Source organism: Bacteroides nordii, assembly GCF_019930665.1.
GTDB lineage: Bacteria > Bacteroidota > Bacteroidia > Bacteroidales > Bacteroidaceae > Bacteroides > Bacteroides nordii.
Map to the genome: position 1 here is coordinate 4682982 of NZ_CP082886.1, position 16775 is coordinate 4699756.

Genomic DNA, 16775 nt, shown 5'->3' on the forward strand with positions numbered 1-16775 from the left:
TGAAAACATCCCTATGTTTTATAATACAACATCCCCATGTTCTGATATAAAACATGGGGATGTTATTATAGTAAAGTATATATAAATTAAAAGCTATTCTGAGTTTACTTCTCTGTGTTTATGGTTTGTACACTTATGATATCTTTTGCTCTTTCCAGTGCTACATTTATATTCGGACAGATATTTTCTTCTCCCAGTAATTCATAAAATCCTGATTTCTCCAAAACTTTATGTACTTTGTCATTTACTCCTGAAAGTACAATTGTAATTTTTTCTTTTTGAGACATCCTGCACAGATTGGATAAGTTGTGAATACCAGTTGAATCGATGAACGGAACTTTACGCATACGAATGATACGTACAGTGGGACGGTCTCCCAATTGTGCCATTACTTCTTCAAATTGTGTTGCAATACCAAAGAAATATGGACCATTGATTTCATATACTTCCACTCCTTTTGGAATAATCAGATGTTCTTCACTAACAGCAATATCCAATTCTGAGTTTGGGTCTATTTCATCGGTGATGACAGATATTTTGGTTGTTTCCATGACACGTTTCATAAACAGTACGCAAGCAATGATCAAACCTACTTCGATAGCAATTGTCAGATCAAAAATAACGGTCAGGAAGAAGGTGATAAGCAATACGGTGACATCTGATTTTGGATTTTTCAACAATGCTTTGAACGTGCGCCATCCACTCATGTTATAAGAAACAATAACCAGCACACCTGCCAGACATGCCATAGGAATATATTGTGCCAATGGCATCAGGAATAGTAAGATAAGTAGTAATACAACAGCGTGAATAATTCCGGCTACAGGCGTTTTTCCACCATTATTGATATTCGTCATAGTACGTGCAATAGCACCTGTGGCAGGTATACCTCCAAATAAAGGAGCGATGACATTGGCTGCACCCTGAGCTATCAGTTCGGTATTTGAATCGTGACGGTCTCCTATTACACCATCGGCTACTGTGGCCGAAAGTAACGATTCAATAGCACCTAATACAGCAATTGTAATTGCTACCGGGAACAGATTTTTAATGGCCTCCCAGTCCAGTGCAGGAACAACGGCATCGGGTAATTCGGATTTAATGGTAAAACGATCACCAATTGTATCAATACAATCAATTCCTCCGTAAATTTTCATGAGGTATACAGCAATTGTCACTACAATAATAGCAATCAGAGATCCCGGTATCTTTTTTGAAAATCTTGGAGTGACAGCAATAATTATAACACTTACAATACTTACAATAGTATTCCACCAGTTAATTGTATCAAAATGACGAAAATAAATCATCCATTTTCCTACAAAATCTCCCGGAACTTTTTCATTCCCAAAAGTCAGTCCGAAGATGTCAGCTATTTGTGTGGTGAAAATGGTTACGGCAATACCACTTGTGAAACCTACAATGATGGGATAAGGAATAAACTTAATAACTGCTCCTAACTTGAATACTCCTAATAGGATGAGTATTACACCTGCCATTAGAGTAGCTACAATGAGTCCAGCTTCTCCATATTGCTGGATAATACCATAGATAATAACGATAAATGCTCCTGTCGGACCACCTATCTGTACTTTACTACCACCCAATAGTGAAATGATAAATCCTGCAATGATAGCAGTGATAATACCTTTTTCGGGAGATACACCGGAGGCAATACCAAATGCAATGGCTAATGGGAGGGCTACAATACCAACAATAATCCCGGCCATGAGATCGGCTGTAAATGTTTCTTTCGAGTAATTTTTGAGTGTAGAAAACAGCTTGGGTTTGAATTCTAAGACTTTCATTTTAACGATACAATATAATTAGTGCATATATAGATTTACGATGTGATTTTACTGATTTTGCTAAATAAGGATTGCAAAATTACATAAAATAAATCTAATAACATGTTTTGGAGCATATTATTTGTAAATGATAAATTTTATCAATGATTTCATAGATTTTATTTATAAAGAAAGAAGGACTTGTTTTGAACTAATTCCGTATATTTGTGTTATAAATAAACAAATACAAGCGTAATCTACTAATTAATTAAATATATAAGACTATTATGGCTAAAAGTATTAAAGGTACTCAGACTGAGAAAAATCTACTGACTTCGTTTGCTGGCGAATCACAGGCAAGAATGCGTTACACTTATTATGCAAGTGTTGCAAAAAAAGAAGGTTATGAACAAATCGCAGCTATTTTTACTGAAACAGCTGATCAGGAAAAAGAGCATGCAAAACGTATGTTTAAGTATCTGGAAGGTGGCATGGTAGAAATTACTGCCAGTTATCCGGCTGGTGTTATCAGTACTACTCTCAATAATCTGCTCGAAGCTGCTGCTGGTGAACATGAAGAATGGTCACAGGATTATCCTCATTTTGCTGATGTTGCCGAACAAGAAGGTTTTTATGAAATTGCTGCCATGTACCGCAATATTTCTGTTGCTGAAAAGGGACATGAAGAAAGATATCGCGCTTTTGTAAATAACATTGAGACAGCTTCTGTATTTGCCAAAGAAGGTGAAGTTGTATGGCAATGCCGTAATTGTGGCTATATTACTATTGGTAAAGAGGCTCCCGAAGTTTGTCCGGCATGTCTGCACCCGCAAGCTTATTTTGAAGTAAAGAAAGAAAACTATTAATAGATTATTATACGTTTTTTGATAAGCGGCTCATCCAGCAAGGTGAGCCGCTTTTTTGATTTAGTTGATGATGGCTATTGCTTCTTTAATTTGTTTATAGTAAATTGAAAGACTTATTGTATAATTCATTCTAAATGCTTATTTTTGCTTCTTATGTATAACTAATACTAAAAGACAAAAAACTTCGCTTGTTATGACAAAAAAAATACATGATCAATTAAATAGAATAGCGATAAAAACTCTGCTGATATTTGTTTTTTGTTTCGGTTTCTTTTCATCTTCCAAAGCAAATGATGTGTATTTCCATCATTTGGGGGTAAAAGATGGATTAACGCAAATCAGTATTTTCTCTTTTTATCAGGATGAAATAGGAGCTATGTGGTTTGGCTCATTTGAAGGACTGAATAGATACAACGGACGTGAGATTACCGCCTTTCGCCCTTCACAAAATAATAAGGGATTGACCCAGAATGAAATCTATTCAATTTGTGGTAATAAGAAAGGTGCTATCTACTTACGGGCTGGACACGATCTGGTGAAATACAATGTTTCAACACAGCAATTTACCTGTTTGGCACAAAAAGAAATTAATGGTATTTGCTATTCAAACGATACGCTTTGGGTGATATCCGATCATGCTATATTTTATTATCTGGAGGGTAAAGAAGGTTTGCGTAAGTTTTGTGATATAGATCCGGGCCTGGGAAACGGAAGTTGTATCTTTACGGCTGATAATGAATATTTGTGGGTAGGGACAGAAAATAATTTATTGTCTATACCATTCGATGCACCCGATTCTCCGAAAGTGGTGTTATCTGGTGTTTTTGTGAAATACCTGTATAAGAGTAAGAGAAATGATTTGTGGGTAAGTACGGATGCGAGTGGTGCTTATCGGATTTCATCTCAGAATCAGATAACAAACTTCCGTTATTCACCGGGTAAGAATGGGATTTCCGATGATCATGTGAGAAGTGTTGTTGAGGATGAATTCGGAAATATATGGATTGGCACATTTTATGGGTTAAATAAATATGATCCTATTACTGATAAATGGAAATGTTATACTCAAATAGACAATGTTCCCTATAGTCTAAGTCATTCGTCTGTTTTTGGTCTTTATAGAGATTTACAAGGGAATATCTGGGTAGGAACCTATTTTGGTGGTATTAATCATTTTAACCCGAGAGCCGATATTTACCATTTCTATGGAGCGATAGGGCGAAATAACCCCAACTATCTTAGTTTTCCTTTCGTAGGTAAGATGGCAGAAGATAAAAACGGTAATCTATGGATTTGTACTGAAGGAGGAGGGCTTAATTTCTTTAACCGCCAAACGAAACAATTCAAGAGTTTCATGCAGGAAGATAACCCCAGAAGCATTAGTCATAATAATCTGAAATGTATTAAATATCTAAAAGATAAAGATCTGCTATATATTGGTACGCATACCGGTGGACTTAATATATTTGATATAAAATCCCAAACGGTCAAGGTTTTGAAGAATAATCCGGGAGAGCCTGCTTCATTGCCCAACGATATTGTGAACGATATACAATTTTATAAAGATAAACTCATTGTACTGACTCAGGCAGGAGTTTGTAGTATGGATTTGAAAAGTGAGACGTTCTCTTCTCTTTCTGCTAATGAGGTAATTAACCGGGCAGTAGAAAGGAAGTTTTATTATGAAACTTTTTTGATTGATAGCAAAGATAGGATGTGGATTGCTAAATCGGACGGAGGAGTGGTACGGATTGATTTGAATAATAATAAAATAAAAGAATACAATGCTGTAATGGAGGATTCTACTTCTATTGGTAAATTTAGAATTACTCATATTTTAGAGGATAGTAAGGGGAAACTTTTTTTCGGGACTTTAGGTTCCGGATTGTTCCTTTATCTTCCCGAGACGGATACATTCAGAAATTTTACAGCAGAAAAGGGAGATTTACAGAGCAACTATTGTTATTATATAGCCGAATCACCTTATGATCATCTTATGGTACTGCATAACAAAGGAGTTTCCTTTTTTGATCCTGAAACCAGAACATTGAAACATGTTTGCGGAATACCTCAAATGAGTTTTAACCAAGGTTCAAGTGTCTGTTCTACCAAAGACGGAGAGGTTTTCTTTGGTGGAATTGATGGATTGACATCCCTTTATGAACAGTTACTTTATACCACTAAAAAAGAATACCAGCTTTATTTTGATAAGCTTTGGATATCCAACAGGGAGGTCAGACCGGGAGATGGATCTGGTATTCTTTCTTCGGCTTTATCCAACTATAAGGAGATTGAACTTGATTACAATAAAAACAACCTGTTTATCGAATTTGCTACTTCAAACTATGTTTCTAATAACGATTTTCAGTATGAATATAAGTTGGTAGGACTTGATGATACCTGGCTTCCGGCACATTCTACTACTATCAGTTATACTAATTTAAGTCCGGGGAAATATCGTCTGCTTGTTCGGGAGGTATGGGAAGATGCCAAAACGGAAACAAAACAAATTGAACTTGGCATCAAAATTAATCCGCCATTTTATGCTACAGTTTGGGCTTATCTGCTTTACGCATTATTGGTGGTAGGTATTTTATATGCTATTTTCCGCTTTAATGTGCGGCAGGCAAAGTTAAAGGCCTCATTAGAATATGAAAGAAAGGAAAAAGAATATATTGAAGAATTAAATCAGACAAAACTTCGTTTCTTTACCAACATTTCGCATGAGTTCCGTACACTGCTTACCCTTATTATTGTACAGGTAGAACTATTGTTGCAACTTAATAAACTCAATCCATCCGTCTACAACCGGGTACTTAAAATTTATAAGAATGCCAGACATATGCGTGATCTGGTGTCAGAGTTACTTGATTTTCGAAAACAAGAACAAGGATTCCTGAAGCTGAAAGTGGAATATATGGATATTGTATCTTTCACTAAAGAGATCTATATGTCTTTTTATGAATATGCCTTGAAACATTCTGTTAACTATAAGTTCGAACATATGGAGGAAAAACTGAATCTTTGGTTTGATCCGGTTCAGTTGCAGAAGGTAATATTCAATCTTTTATCTAATGCCTTTAAATACACCAAAGCAAAAGGCAGTATTACTGTTTCTATCCGGAAAATCAAGAATGAAGTGGAAATACGGGTAGAAGACGATGGTGTGGGTATCTCCAAGGAATCTATTCACAAGATATTTGATCGTTTTTATCAGGTTGACGGACAGAGTTCAGAGTTTACGTTGGGTACAGGTATCGGATTGGCTGTATCCAAAGGAATTGTGGAGTTGCATAAGGGAAACATCCGGGTTGAAAGTGAAGTTGGTCAGGGTAGTGTTTTCATTGTTACGTTGCTGACAGGCAATGAACATTTCCCAAAAGAGGTTTTGAGTGATAGTGAATCCAATTTCCATCTGATAAAAGATGGAGTATTGGAAGATCTGGCTTTGGAGGAGTTAATGCTGGAGGAACCGGTTAAAGAGCAGGAGCTTACTAATGAAGAGAAAGCCGGAGAAATGGATATTGAATCGAAGGATTCTGATAATAAGCCCAGTATTCTTATTGTAGAGGATAATCTGGAGATATTGGAAATGTTGGAAGATATCTTCGCTCCTATTTATCATGTATACAAAGCTACCAATGGTAAAGAGGGTTTTGAAGCTACGCGCGAGTTACACCCCGATATTGTTTTAAGTGATGTGATGATGCCGGAGATGTCTGGTAAAGAGATGTGCCATAAAATTAAAAACAGTCTGGACGTATCACATATTCCGGTTGTTTTACTTACGGCGCAAACCTCTGTGGAATATACGGTTGAAGGATATATGTTTGGTGCAGATGATTATGTAACAAAACCGTTTAATATCAAAGTACTTGTATCACGTTGCAATAATCTGGTACGGACCCGTAGAATGTTGCTTGAAAGATTTAATCATGTTTCTAAGACACCGGTTGTTTCTAATGCCATCAATGAGCAGGATCAGGAATTAATAGATCGTGCTACTGCTATTATCCGAAAATATTTTGAGGATATTGAGTTTGATATGAATGTATTGGCTGCCGAATTGGGTATTGGCCGGAGTAAATTGTATCTCAGAATAAAGGAAATAACCGGACTTACTCCCAATGAGTTGACGCTTAAAATAAAGCTTGAAGAAGCGATGTATTTGATTACTAATCAGCCCAATCTGAATGTTTCTGAGATATCCTATCAGCTGGGCTTTTCATCGCCCCGTTATTTTAGTAAGTGTTTTAAATCATTCTATGGTGTATCTCCACAGAATTGTAGAAAAGGTAAAAACAAGAGTGAAGAGTCAGAAGAAGATTAACCCCATTATCCTTTTGTCTTGTTTCATGCTTTGAAACACTTTGTTTGAAGTAATGAAACATTTTGTTTGAAGCTTTGAAATAAGTTATGTGATACTACAAAAAAAGCTGCCTCGTAATTGAAGCAGCTTTTTCTGTAGTATCATATAACTATAATTTGAATTACCATCCCGGGTTCTGGGTGATTCCCGGCGCTTTCAATATCTCTGATTGTGGAATTGGATAGAGATACATTCGTTCATCAAATACCCGGTTTTCTACGGTGTATTTTTTATAAGTAGGTTCATCATTGGCATCCTTTACAATTTGCATACCTTCTATTTTCAGATAGTTTGCCTTTTCCGTTGGATTATCTAGTAAACGCCAGCGGCGAATGTCAAAGAAGCGGTGTTCCTCGAATGCCAGTTCTACGCGGCGTTCATTACGTATCACTTCACGCATCTCTTCTTTACTTAGTCCGGCAGGTAGTCTATATGGATTCAGTTGAGCACGTTTACGTATAAGTTCTACTACTTTATAGATTGAATCTTTGGGTGCAGCACTTGGTGTGTCATAATATTCATTCATTGCCTCCGCGCAATTCAACAACACTTCAGCATAACGCATCAATATCCAGGTACGGGTGATATTATTGGTTCGTCCATCCCATACAGCTTGCGGTGAAAGAAGCTTCTTCAGGTAATATCCGGTTTTAGTAGCGGTTTTATTAGTAGCAGTCGCATCTTTTCCACCTTCAAATGTTTCAATAGTCTGAGTTTTGTCATTTACTGTAAATGTAGAACCGTCATAAGCAAAAGTCATATAGAAGCGCGGATCGCGTCCTACATAAGGATGATCTTTGTCATATCCTGATCCCAGTTCGTTGATCCCTTTTCCGTTAGCCATACCGAAAGCATCTGCCAGGTTCTGCGTCGGATTCGTCAATCCCTTTCCTCCCATAGTGAGTGGGGAATTCTGGCTTTCTACACTTGTTGTAGTGTTATATTTGGTAGAGAATACTATCTCCCGATGATATTGCAGGAAGTTTTCACTAACGGCATACAAGTCGGTAAAGGTTTCATCTTCATCAGTAAAAGCCATCAACTTATATCTGAATGCCGATTCAACAACTTTTTGAGCGGCATCAATCGCGAGTTTATAACGTTGCTTATCATTATTAGGATTGTTCAACGGACTTGCCCAATAGAGAAGTGCACGTGATTTCAAACCATAAGCAGAACCGGTAGTGGGGCGTCCTAATTCTTTCTTATCATCGAACCCTACACTTTCGGAACTTCCTTTGTATTGTTCCGGTAACCGGTTGGCAGCAGTATCACAGTCAGCGATAATCTGTTTCATACAATCGTCATAGGATGCACGTGTTACTTGTTGGGCTTCTTCAGCCGTCAATGATTTTGTAATCAATGGTACACCACCGTAACGTTTGATTAATTCAAAATAGAAATAAGCACGCAGGAAGTGGGCTTCTCCTTTCATACGTTCGCGGGTGCGGACCAACTCTTCATTCGTTCCGGAAGTAGTCGGCTTTACCGGCATTTTAAGTTCATCAATCTTTTCAAGGAATCGGTTTACGATCCGGATTCCCTCATAGTTTTTAGTCCATACGTTTTCTACAAGGAAATAAGAATCCCATGTACCATTGTTGAAACCTTTGATATCGCTTGTCACGTCCGAGTGTACTGCTTCATCGCATCCTGCTGCCAACATGGCGTTATCAATCCGGTTGTAGCCGCTGGGTAGTTTGTTGTACGCATCGTTCATGAATCCGAAAGCTCGCCGGGTTTCATTCCATATGTCGTCTTCTCCCAGTTTACCGTCTTTCTCCGGGTCCAGAAATGAATCACAGCCGGCGAAAAGAAAAGAGAAAGTCAAACCTAAACCTATAATATATTTATTGATTTTCATAATCGTAGTGTTTTTAAAGTTTTATAGATATACCAACCGAGAATGTTCTCAGTAGAGGATATTCAGAATATCCGGCATTCATAGCTTCCGGGTTACGACCGTCAATTGCATTTGAGAAAGTAAACAGATTGTTTGCATTCACATAAAGACGTAATGAAGAAAGGAATATTTTTCTTACCAGTTGCTTGGGGAATGTGTATCCCACCTCTGCCGACGAAATGCGAAGCATGGAGGTCTTTTTCTCCCAGAAATCAGAAGTCTGTGTATTGTAATCACGAGAGATACTCAGACCCGGATATGCTGTCTGTACGGTAGGATTAGCCGGATTCCAACGGTTCTCGTAAGCGTAAGGAGTAAACTTATTCGGAGTATAAAAAGTAGAGAATAAGGCTGATCCTTCCAGATTACACTGAATATCAAATCCTTTATAGTTACCACCTAATGTAGCACCGAAAATAATTTCCGGCAGGGTATTTCCTAATGCTACCTTATCAGACTCATCAATTACATTATCATCCTCCGGGCTTTGGTTTTTGTAGATGATATCACCTAATACAGGCGCTCCGAAAGAGCCTGTAGGAGCATTGACCAGTTGATCGGCATTGGTATACAATCCATTGGTCTGAAAACCGAATTGTGTACCAATAGAGTGTCCTTTACGGTATTGGTGAGCATATTTGTAAGCTACTTCTTTTAAGTCGATAATTTTGTTTTTTGCCCATACCATATTTCCTCCGATAAAGAATCCGCCATCCTTGTATTGTTTGTTATAAAGGATGTTCAGGTCGATACCCTGGTTATCAATTGATCCGCCGTTGTATTTGGACAGACCGATACCAATCAGTGAAGGAACGATATTAGAGTAATCTACCAATACGTCACGGCGTTTTTCATTGAAATAGTTCATTGTCAATGAAAGACCTTTCCAGAGTTCAAGGTCGAATCCTACATTGAGTTTGTATGACTTTTCCCATGTTTCGTTGGGATTGGCCAATGTTCCTTCTTGTGAGCCATCTGTACTTCCGTTGGGGTTACCGAATGCATATCCGCCTCCGGAGGTAAATTCTTGGCGATAAGGGAAACGGCGTCCGCCGGTCTGGTCGTTACCGTTTATACCATAAGATGCTCTGAACTTCAAAAAATCGATTGCTTCTACTGATTGGAGCCATTTCTCATCCGAAGCAACCCATGCCAATCCGATAGCAGGGAAAAGTCCGGTACGTTTTCCGCTTTTGTAATTACTGGAACCTTGATAGGAAGCTGTAACCTCTGCATAGTAACGTTTGTTGAAACCATATTGTGCACGCATTGCCAGCCCCTGATATTTGTAATCGGGATTATCGCCCGGAACTGTTTCGCTGGAGTGATTATAGAACAAGCGGACTGCCAGATCGTGTACATCTCCGAAAGTATGGTTATAGTTGACTCCTGCGCCCAGTGTATTGTAACGGTAGAATCCGCCCATCATCTCTGATTTACGGCTGTTCTTATATTCATCTTTACCAAACTGTGTATAAGTGCCATCTGCGTTTTCCTGGAATACAGCATACGTATTATTGATGCTCAGGTACTGCATATTGAAGTTTTCGAAACCATAATAAGCATCAACCGAAAGCCCTGGTAACAACATATCCAGGTCATATTTACCTTTTACCTGTACATTGAGCAGACGAGATTCGTCTTTACGATAACCGTGACGGTTCAAAAGTCCGTAAGGATTCGTCTGATACTCAGAAGTACCTCCGAGTGATCCGTTTTTATTGAACATTGGGAAAGCGTTTGCCGGCAGAGTCATCAGAGTGTTAAATACGGAATTAGTAGCGGCAGGTACTTCCGAACCTGTGTTAGCAGCCGAACTCTTGTCAATAGCTGCAGAAACCAGAATATTGAACAGCATTCCCTTAATCGGGTTAATATCCAGATTTGAACGGTAGTTGAAACGTTCGTATGTGTTATTGGCAGCAGCATCTTTGAAGATACCTTCCTGTTTCATATAACCGGCAGTTACAAAATAACGTGCCAGTCCGTTACCTCCCGAAGCCGAAAAGTTATAGTGCTGGAAGGGGGAGTTTTTACCAATGAAACGGTCTTTGTAGTTTTCGTCCGGATAAAGATAGGAATCTCTGTCTGCACGGAGATACATATCGGGATTATACATTGGTGCCGAACCGTCATTTCTTAATGCTTCATTATAGAGAGTGGTGTATTGATAGGCATTCAACCGATCGGACATTCTCTCTGTTGTCTGGAATCCTGCGCGGATGTCCACATTAATGGAGTGTTTTACTTCACTACCATGTTTTGTTTTTATCAGAATGACACCGTTGGCTCCGCGCATACCATACATGGCCAAAGCCGACGCATCTTTCAGTACAGAGATACTTTCCACTTCATTGAAATCCATCAAGTCAATGTTGGCTTCTATATCGTCAACTAAAATCAGAGGTTTAGCATTGGCATTGGTTGCCATACCACGTACATAAAAAGTATAGTTACTCTTACCGAATTTTTCACCTCCGTTTTTCAGTGAATAAAGTCCGGATAAAGTTCCATTCATTGCCTGTTCAATATTGGTTACTGTGTTTTTTTCAATTACATCGGTACCAATACTTGATACAGCCGAAGTCATACTCCTCTTAGATTGTTCTCCATAAGATACACCAATCATTTCATCTTCGTGGGTCATGTACTTTACCAGTTTCAATGTGTAAACTGATTGGTTGTTAAGGCGTGTAACAACCGGACGGTACCCTTTTAAGTTAACTACCAGTACATCCGACGGATCAAGTAACATATAGAATTTACCATCTTCATCGGTCACAGCATCTGTTTGTTTTTCCTGAACGTTAACTGTAATACCGGGCATAGGGACATTATTTTCATCGACCACAATACCCTCAACGGTTACTGTTGAGCTTTTTTGGGTCTTTTGTGCTTTTACCGGCATTACCGATAGAAGCAGTGCACACAGAAACGTGCACAAATATATAAATCTCTTCATTTGAATCATATTTTAGGGTTTATACCATCATCATTTCCATCCCGGGTTTTGTTCCAATACGGCACTTTTGTATACTTCGTTGTTAGGTATCGGATAGAGATGCATGTGTTCTTTGAATGTAGGAGTTTCATATTTTTCACGAGAATAAGTGAAGGTTCCATCTGTATTCTTTACTACGCGGATACCATAGATATCTTTATTGAAATATTCTACTCCTTTATGCCAGGATAGTACATCATACCAGCGATGTTCTTCAAAACAAAGTTCCACACTCCGTTCATTGTAGATACGCTCACGCATTTTTTCTTTTGTATCCGAAATATCTGTCGGTACAGGTACTTGCCCCACACGTCCTCTGAGTTCTGTCAGTACGTCCCTTACAGAGAGTCCTTCCAGTGAACTTTCCGGACCTCCTACTTCATTCTGTGCTTCGGCAAAGTTCAGCAGAATCTCTGCATAGCGGAAGAAGATATAGTTCATGTAGGTGGAAGTACCTTTATATCGTTGATGTGCTTCCGGCCAGAATTTGGCTATGGCATAACCCAATACATTGATATGAGTGGTTCCTTTGTCACGTCCTGTTTCTTTTCCATTGGCTGATACCCAAAATTCCAGTTTACGATTATACCAGAACCGGTCATTACGCAGTACGCACATATCCAGACGGGGGTCTCTGTTTGCATATGGATCTTCGTCTTTGTAAATCTTAGAATTCGTAATTGGATAGCCTTTAGAGTCTTCAAACATGTCAACCATATTTTGAGTTACCCATTCTCCTGCCCATCCGTCATATCCTTGTGTAGCAATGAAACGAGTCCAGAATGTACTTCCGTTGGTATGTCCCTGTTCAAAGTTCATTTTGATACGCGGACGATTCATGATGATTTCGCTGCAAACCGGCTGGAAGAACATGTTTACATAATCGGGATAGAGCGTATAGAGTTTCAGGTCGATTACATCTTTGGCTGCTTTGGCTGCTTTTTCCCATTTTGTTATGTCGTTGGAAGGATTGTGCAAGGGGCGGGCAGCGTACAACAGTACTCTTGATTTCAGCGCTTTTGCCGCTCCTACTGAAGCGCGTCCGTTGTCTGCATCGGCATACTTTAGGGGAAGTAGGCCATTGGCAGCTGTGTTACAATCATTTACGATAAATTCAACACACTTTTCATAGGTGTCGCGTGGTAAGTCCAGATTATCTTTATTCAAAGTCAATGTATGATCAATGATAGGTACACCTCCCCAACGTTTGATCAGTTCGAAGTAGAAGAAAGCACGCAGGAAGTAAGCCTCTCCCAGACAACGGTCTCTGATCTCTTGTGACGGGAAATTAGGTATCCTGTCTATATTTTCGATAATTTTATTGGTTTTTCGGATACCAATGTACATATTCTGCCACATAGTTGAAATCTCATTATTGGCATCAAACATTTTGTTGCTTGATTCCATTTGGGTACCGTCCCATGCTCCGTTGTTGAAAATAGCGGTACATCCTCCCTTATTACGTGATTCATCTCCCATAGAGGAAACCAATGAGTTCCACAAACGTCCCAGATGACCGGGCATATAAGAATAAGTCTGATCTGCATATTGACGGAACATAGCATAGTCCGAAAATATTTTATCCTCATTGATGTCTTCTACCGGAGCCATATCCAGCTGCCCTTCCCCAAACAATCCCGTACAGGAAGAGAAGCCTATAGAAGCCGCTATTACATATATGATAAATAGTTTTTTCATAATTGATTAAAAGTTAATGTTTACACCAAAATTATAGACACTTTGTTGCGGATAAACCTCTCCGCTGTTGTTTACAGTTTCCGGGTCGAAGTTGTCAATCTTGGACCATGTGTAGAGGTTACTTCCATTCAAATAAGCTTTCAGTCCTGTCATTCCCAGTTTACGATAGATTTTGGAAGGGAATGAGTAAGTAATCTGCACGTTCTTCAAGCGAATGTAATCGGCAGATTTCAAATGGAATGAGTTGATGTTCTTGTTGCTGTGTTTTGCTGCCATGTGTAGTGACGGATACGCTGCGTTAGGATTATCGGGAGTCCAGTAGTTCTTGTGAACTTCTGAAACCTGTCCACCTCCTGCACCGCCTCCAAATTCATAACCGGCATTTCCGGCAAACAATACAGAAGCATGGGCAGCTCCCTGGAACTGAACGGATATTTCCAATCCTTTCCAGATAATACCCGGAGTGATGGAGTACATGATTTCAGGTATACGTGAATAGCCGATAGCTACTTTATCTGCATCTGTCAGAGAGCCATCTCCGTTACGGTCCCAATACTTCAGGTCACCCGGAATGATAGGACCTCCTAAAGTTGTCTGATCAGGTGAGCTTTTAATATCTTCTGCGTTCTGGAAAAATCCGAGTACCTGATATCCTCTGAACTGGTCTATTCTGAATCCGGCTATCTTTTGATAATCGGGTGTTCCTGCAGGGTCATCATAATTGATAACTTCGTTGCGTGCAAAACTGTAGTTACCACGGATATAGTAGTCTACCTTTCCGATATGGTGACGGTGAGAGAGTTCAAATTCATATCCCCAGTTCTTCACTTCACCTACATTGAGGTAAGGGCTGGATAAACCAATGATTTGTGGAGTGGAACGTCCCTGAAGAAGAATGTCTTTACGGTGTTCTTTAAATACGTCTACTGTAAAACTCAACAGATCATTTGAGAACAAACGGGCTTCCAGACCGATATTGCCTTTCAAAGCCGTTTCCCAGGTCAATAGTTTATTTTCGTTTCTTTTTTCATAGATACCTCCGTTGGTTGAAGGATTGGTTGTACCGAAACCAAAGCTGGGAATTCCTCCTCCTGCGTATATACCTTGTCCGGTAAACTCACCCATATAGAGGAAACGGTCTTTTGATTTGTCGTTACCAACCAGACCCACTGAACCTCTTACCTTTAAATACGGGATAACTTTTTTCACTTTCTCCATAAATGCTTCTTCGGAGATCACATATCCCAATGAGCCGGATGGGAAGAATCCGAAGCGATGACCTTTGGCAAAGTTTTCTGAGCCATTATATCCCAGGCTGACTTCACCCAGGTATTTATCGGCAAAACCATATTCTACGCGGGTGGCATATCCCATCAACGCACTTGGTATACTGCTTCCACTCGTTGTTTTCTGTTGGTTGTAAACTAATATGGAGTTGATATTATGTTTGCCGAAACTGCGTCCGTAGCCTACCTTCAGTTGTAAGTTAGTGCGTCGCATTGGATCGGTCTTTTTATCTTCACTAAAGCGGAAGGGCGAGTCTTCACCTAACTGGTCATAACGTCCGGTGTTGGGCTCATAATAATAAGTATCAATACCATCTGTATATTTTTTTGTTGAGCCGAAATTGTTATTGAATGATATACTCATATCAAATGACAAGCCGTTTGTGATAAAGCTCAGGTCATTGTGCAAAGTTCCTACAATGTCGTAATAGTTAGTTTTTGAGTTTTCATATCCACTGTATGCAATGCTGGTAAGCGGATTACCCGAACCTTGTACAGCGGCAATAGAACCATCCGGATTATAGATAGGATGTCTCCAGGGTTCTTTGGCGATCAATCCCTGGAAGTAACTGCCTGATGCACCTTTGAATCCGTTCATTTCACCTGAACGGCCGGAGATATTGGCAGATAAGGTCTGGTACTTGTTGATATTTAAATCGATGTTTGAACGGAAGTTGAAACGACGATAGTACACCTGAGGATTGTAGTCTTTCTGCAGGTCGGTATATTTGAACATACCACCCTGATTCAAGTATCCCAGTGAGATAAAGTATTTCACTGCTTTGGTACCTCCGGAAATGTTGATATTATACTGTTGTTGCAGGGCACCTCTTTTGTTTACCATTTCGTCATACCAGTTTACGTCCGGATAACGATAGGGATCTTCTCCCAATCGGAAACCTTCTAATGATTCATCTGTGAGCAGTCCGTTATCTTGCTGCAACGGATCTTTTCCATCATTCTCCCATGCTTTTTTACGAAGTACCAGGTGTTCATATGAACCTAAAAATTCGGGAATCTGTGTAGGACGCTGTAATCCCCAATTAGCGGTAACTGAGATTTTTGGCTTTCCTTCTTTACCTCTTTTAGTAGTGATCAGGATAACACCGTTTGCACCACGGATACCATATACGGCAGTAGACGAAGCGTCTTTCAATACGGAAAGGCTCTCAATCTCATTTGCATCAAGCTGTGAGAATGATTCTTGCTCTACACCGTCAATAATAATAAGAGGAGAGGCATCGTTGAAGGTAGACTTACCACGAATCAGGATAGTGGCAGCATCTTCACCGGGGCGTCCACCCGGCTGTTGAGTAACTACTCCCGGCAATTTACCAACCAGTGTGTTGGTTACGTTGGCTACCGGAGCAGCCACCAGTTCACTGCTTTTCATCATACTTACGGCACCGGTTACCGTTTGTTTCTTTTGTGATCCGTAGGCCACTACTACTACTTCATCCAATGCATTCATCTGGTCTTCCAGTACGATGTTGAATGATGTTTTGTTACCCACAATCACTTCGTATGTTTCATATCCTATATAAGAGATAATCAATACGGATTTGGGTGACGGTACTTGCAAAGTGAATTTACCATCGATATCGGAGATAGCTCCAATGGATGTACCCTTTACCAATACATTTACGCCAGGTAAGGTTTCTCCCTGACTGTCAGTGATCACACCCTGTATCTGGCGGGTCTGATTTGCTTCTGTCACAGCTCCGAGCGCATGGCTCCATCCCAGTTGCAGTAGCAATACACAGCAAAACACTTTTAGAAATTTAAAATGTAACGTTTCTGTGTTCATAGCTTTTCTAAGATTAAAAAATTAATGACTTGATAAATTTGCGGTATGGAGATGTGAA

At 39.5% G+C, this 16775-nt stretch carries 7 protein-coding genes; 2 read left to right on the top strand and 5 right to left on the bottom strand.

Features of this window, described 5'->3' with window-relative positions; translation table 11 throughout:
- Positions 1-104 precede the first annotated feature (104 nt).
- Complete coding sequence (locus K8P02_RS18230) at positions 105-1808, bottom strand: SulP family inorganic anion transporter (protein WP_002558464.1); 1704 nt, start codon at positions 1806-1808, stop codon at positions 105-107.
- Positions 1809-2074: 266 nt separating this feature from the next.
- On the opposite strand from K8P02_RS18230, the gene rbr reads away from it, so the two are divergent.
- Together rbr and K8P02_RS18240 are read left to right on the top strand one after the other, a co-directional pair.
- On the top strand, positions 2075-2653 hold the full coding sequence (gene rbr / locus K8P02_RS18235) for a rubrerythrin (RefSeq protein ID WP_002558465.1): 579 nt from the start codon (positions 2075-2077) through the stop codon (positions 2651-2653).
- Positions 2654-2846: 193 nt separating this feature from the next.
- The gene (locus K8P02_RS18240; RefSeq protein ID WP_223381632.1) at positions 2847-6983 is read left to right on the top strand and encodes a hybrid sensor histidine kinase/response regulator transcription factor; all 4137 of its coding nucleotides are present in this window, start codon (positions 2847-2849) and stop codon (positions 6981-6983) included.
- A gap of 160 nt (positions 6984-7143) precedes the next feature.
- On the opposite strand, the gene K8P02_RS18245 is transcribed toward K8P02_RS18240, so the two are convergent.
- From K8P02_RS18245 to K8P02_RS18260, 4 genes are read right to left on the bottom strand one after another with little or no spacing between them, the layout of a single operon-like run.
- On the bottom strand, positions 7144-8886 hold the full coding sequence (locus K8P02_RS18245; protein WP_025866630.1) for a RagB/SusD family nutrient uptake outer membrane protein: 1743 nt from the start codon (positions 8884-8886) through the stop codon (positions 7144-7146).
- 13 nt (positions 8887-8899) lie between these two features.
- Positions 8900-11887 carry a SusC/RagA family TonB-linked outer membrane protein gene (locus K8P02_RS18250; RefSeq protein WP_025866631.1) on the bottom strand — a complete coding sequence of 996 codons (2988 nt, stop codon included), beginning with the start codon at positions 11885-11887 and terminating at the stop codon, positions 8900-8902.
- A gap of 30 nt (positions 11888-11917) precedes the next feature.
- Positions 11918-13624 carry a RagB/SusD family nutrient uptake outer membrane protein gene (locus tag K8P02_RS18255; RefSeq protein WP_007483058.1) on the bottom strand — a complete coding sequence of 569 codons (1707 nt, stop codon included), beginning with the start codon at positions 13622-13624 and terminating at the stop codon, positions 11918-11920.
- A 6-nt stretch (positions 13625-13630) separates the two neighbouring features.
- Positions 13631-16717 (bottom strand): SusC/RagA family TonB-linked outer membrane protein, encoded by a 3087-nt coding sequence (locus K8P02_RS18260; RefSeq protein ID WP_025866632.1) that lies wholly within the window; start codon positions 16715-16717, stop codon positions 13631-13633.
- Between the last annotated feature and the right edge of the window lie 58 nt (positions 16718-16775).

Coding starts and splice junctions, on each gene's coding strand:
- K8P02_RS18230 (WP_002558464.1), bottom strand. CDS start 1,808: ATGAAAGTCTTAGAATTCAAACCCAAGCTGTTTTCTACACTCAAAAAT.
- rbr (WP_002558465.1), top strand. CDS start 2,075: ATGGCTAAAAGTATTAAAGGTACTCAGACTGAGAAAAATCTACTGACT.
- K8P02_RS18240 (WP_223381632.1), top strand. CDS start 2,847: ATGACAAAAAAAATACATGATCAATTAAATAGAATAGCGATAAAAACT.
- K8P02_RS18245 (WP_025866630.1), bottom strand. CDS start 8,886: ATGAAAATCAATAAATATATTATAGGTTTAGGTTTGACTTTCTCTTTT.
- K8P02_RS18250 (WP_025866631.1), bottom strand. CDS start 11,887: ATGAAGAGATTTATATATTTGTGCACGTTTCTGTGTGCACTGCTTCTA.
- K8P02_RS18255 (WP_007483058.1), bottom strand. CDS start 13,624: ATGAAAAAACTATTTATCATATATGTAATAGCGGCTTCTATAGGCTTC.
- K8P02_RS18260 (WP_025866632.1), bottom strand. CDS start 16,717: ATGAACACAGAAACGTTACATTTTAAATTTCTAAAAGTGTTTTGCTGT.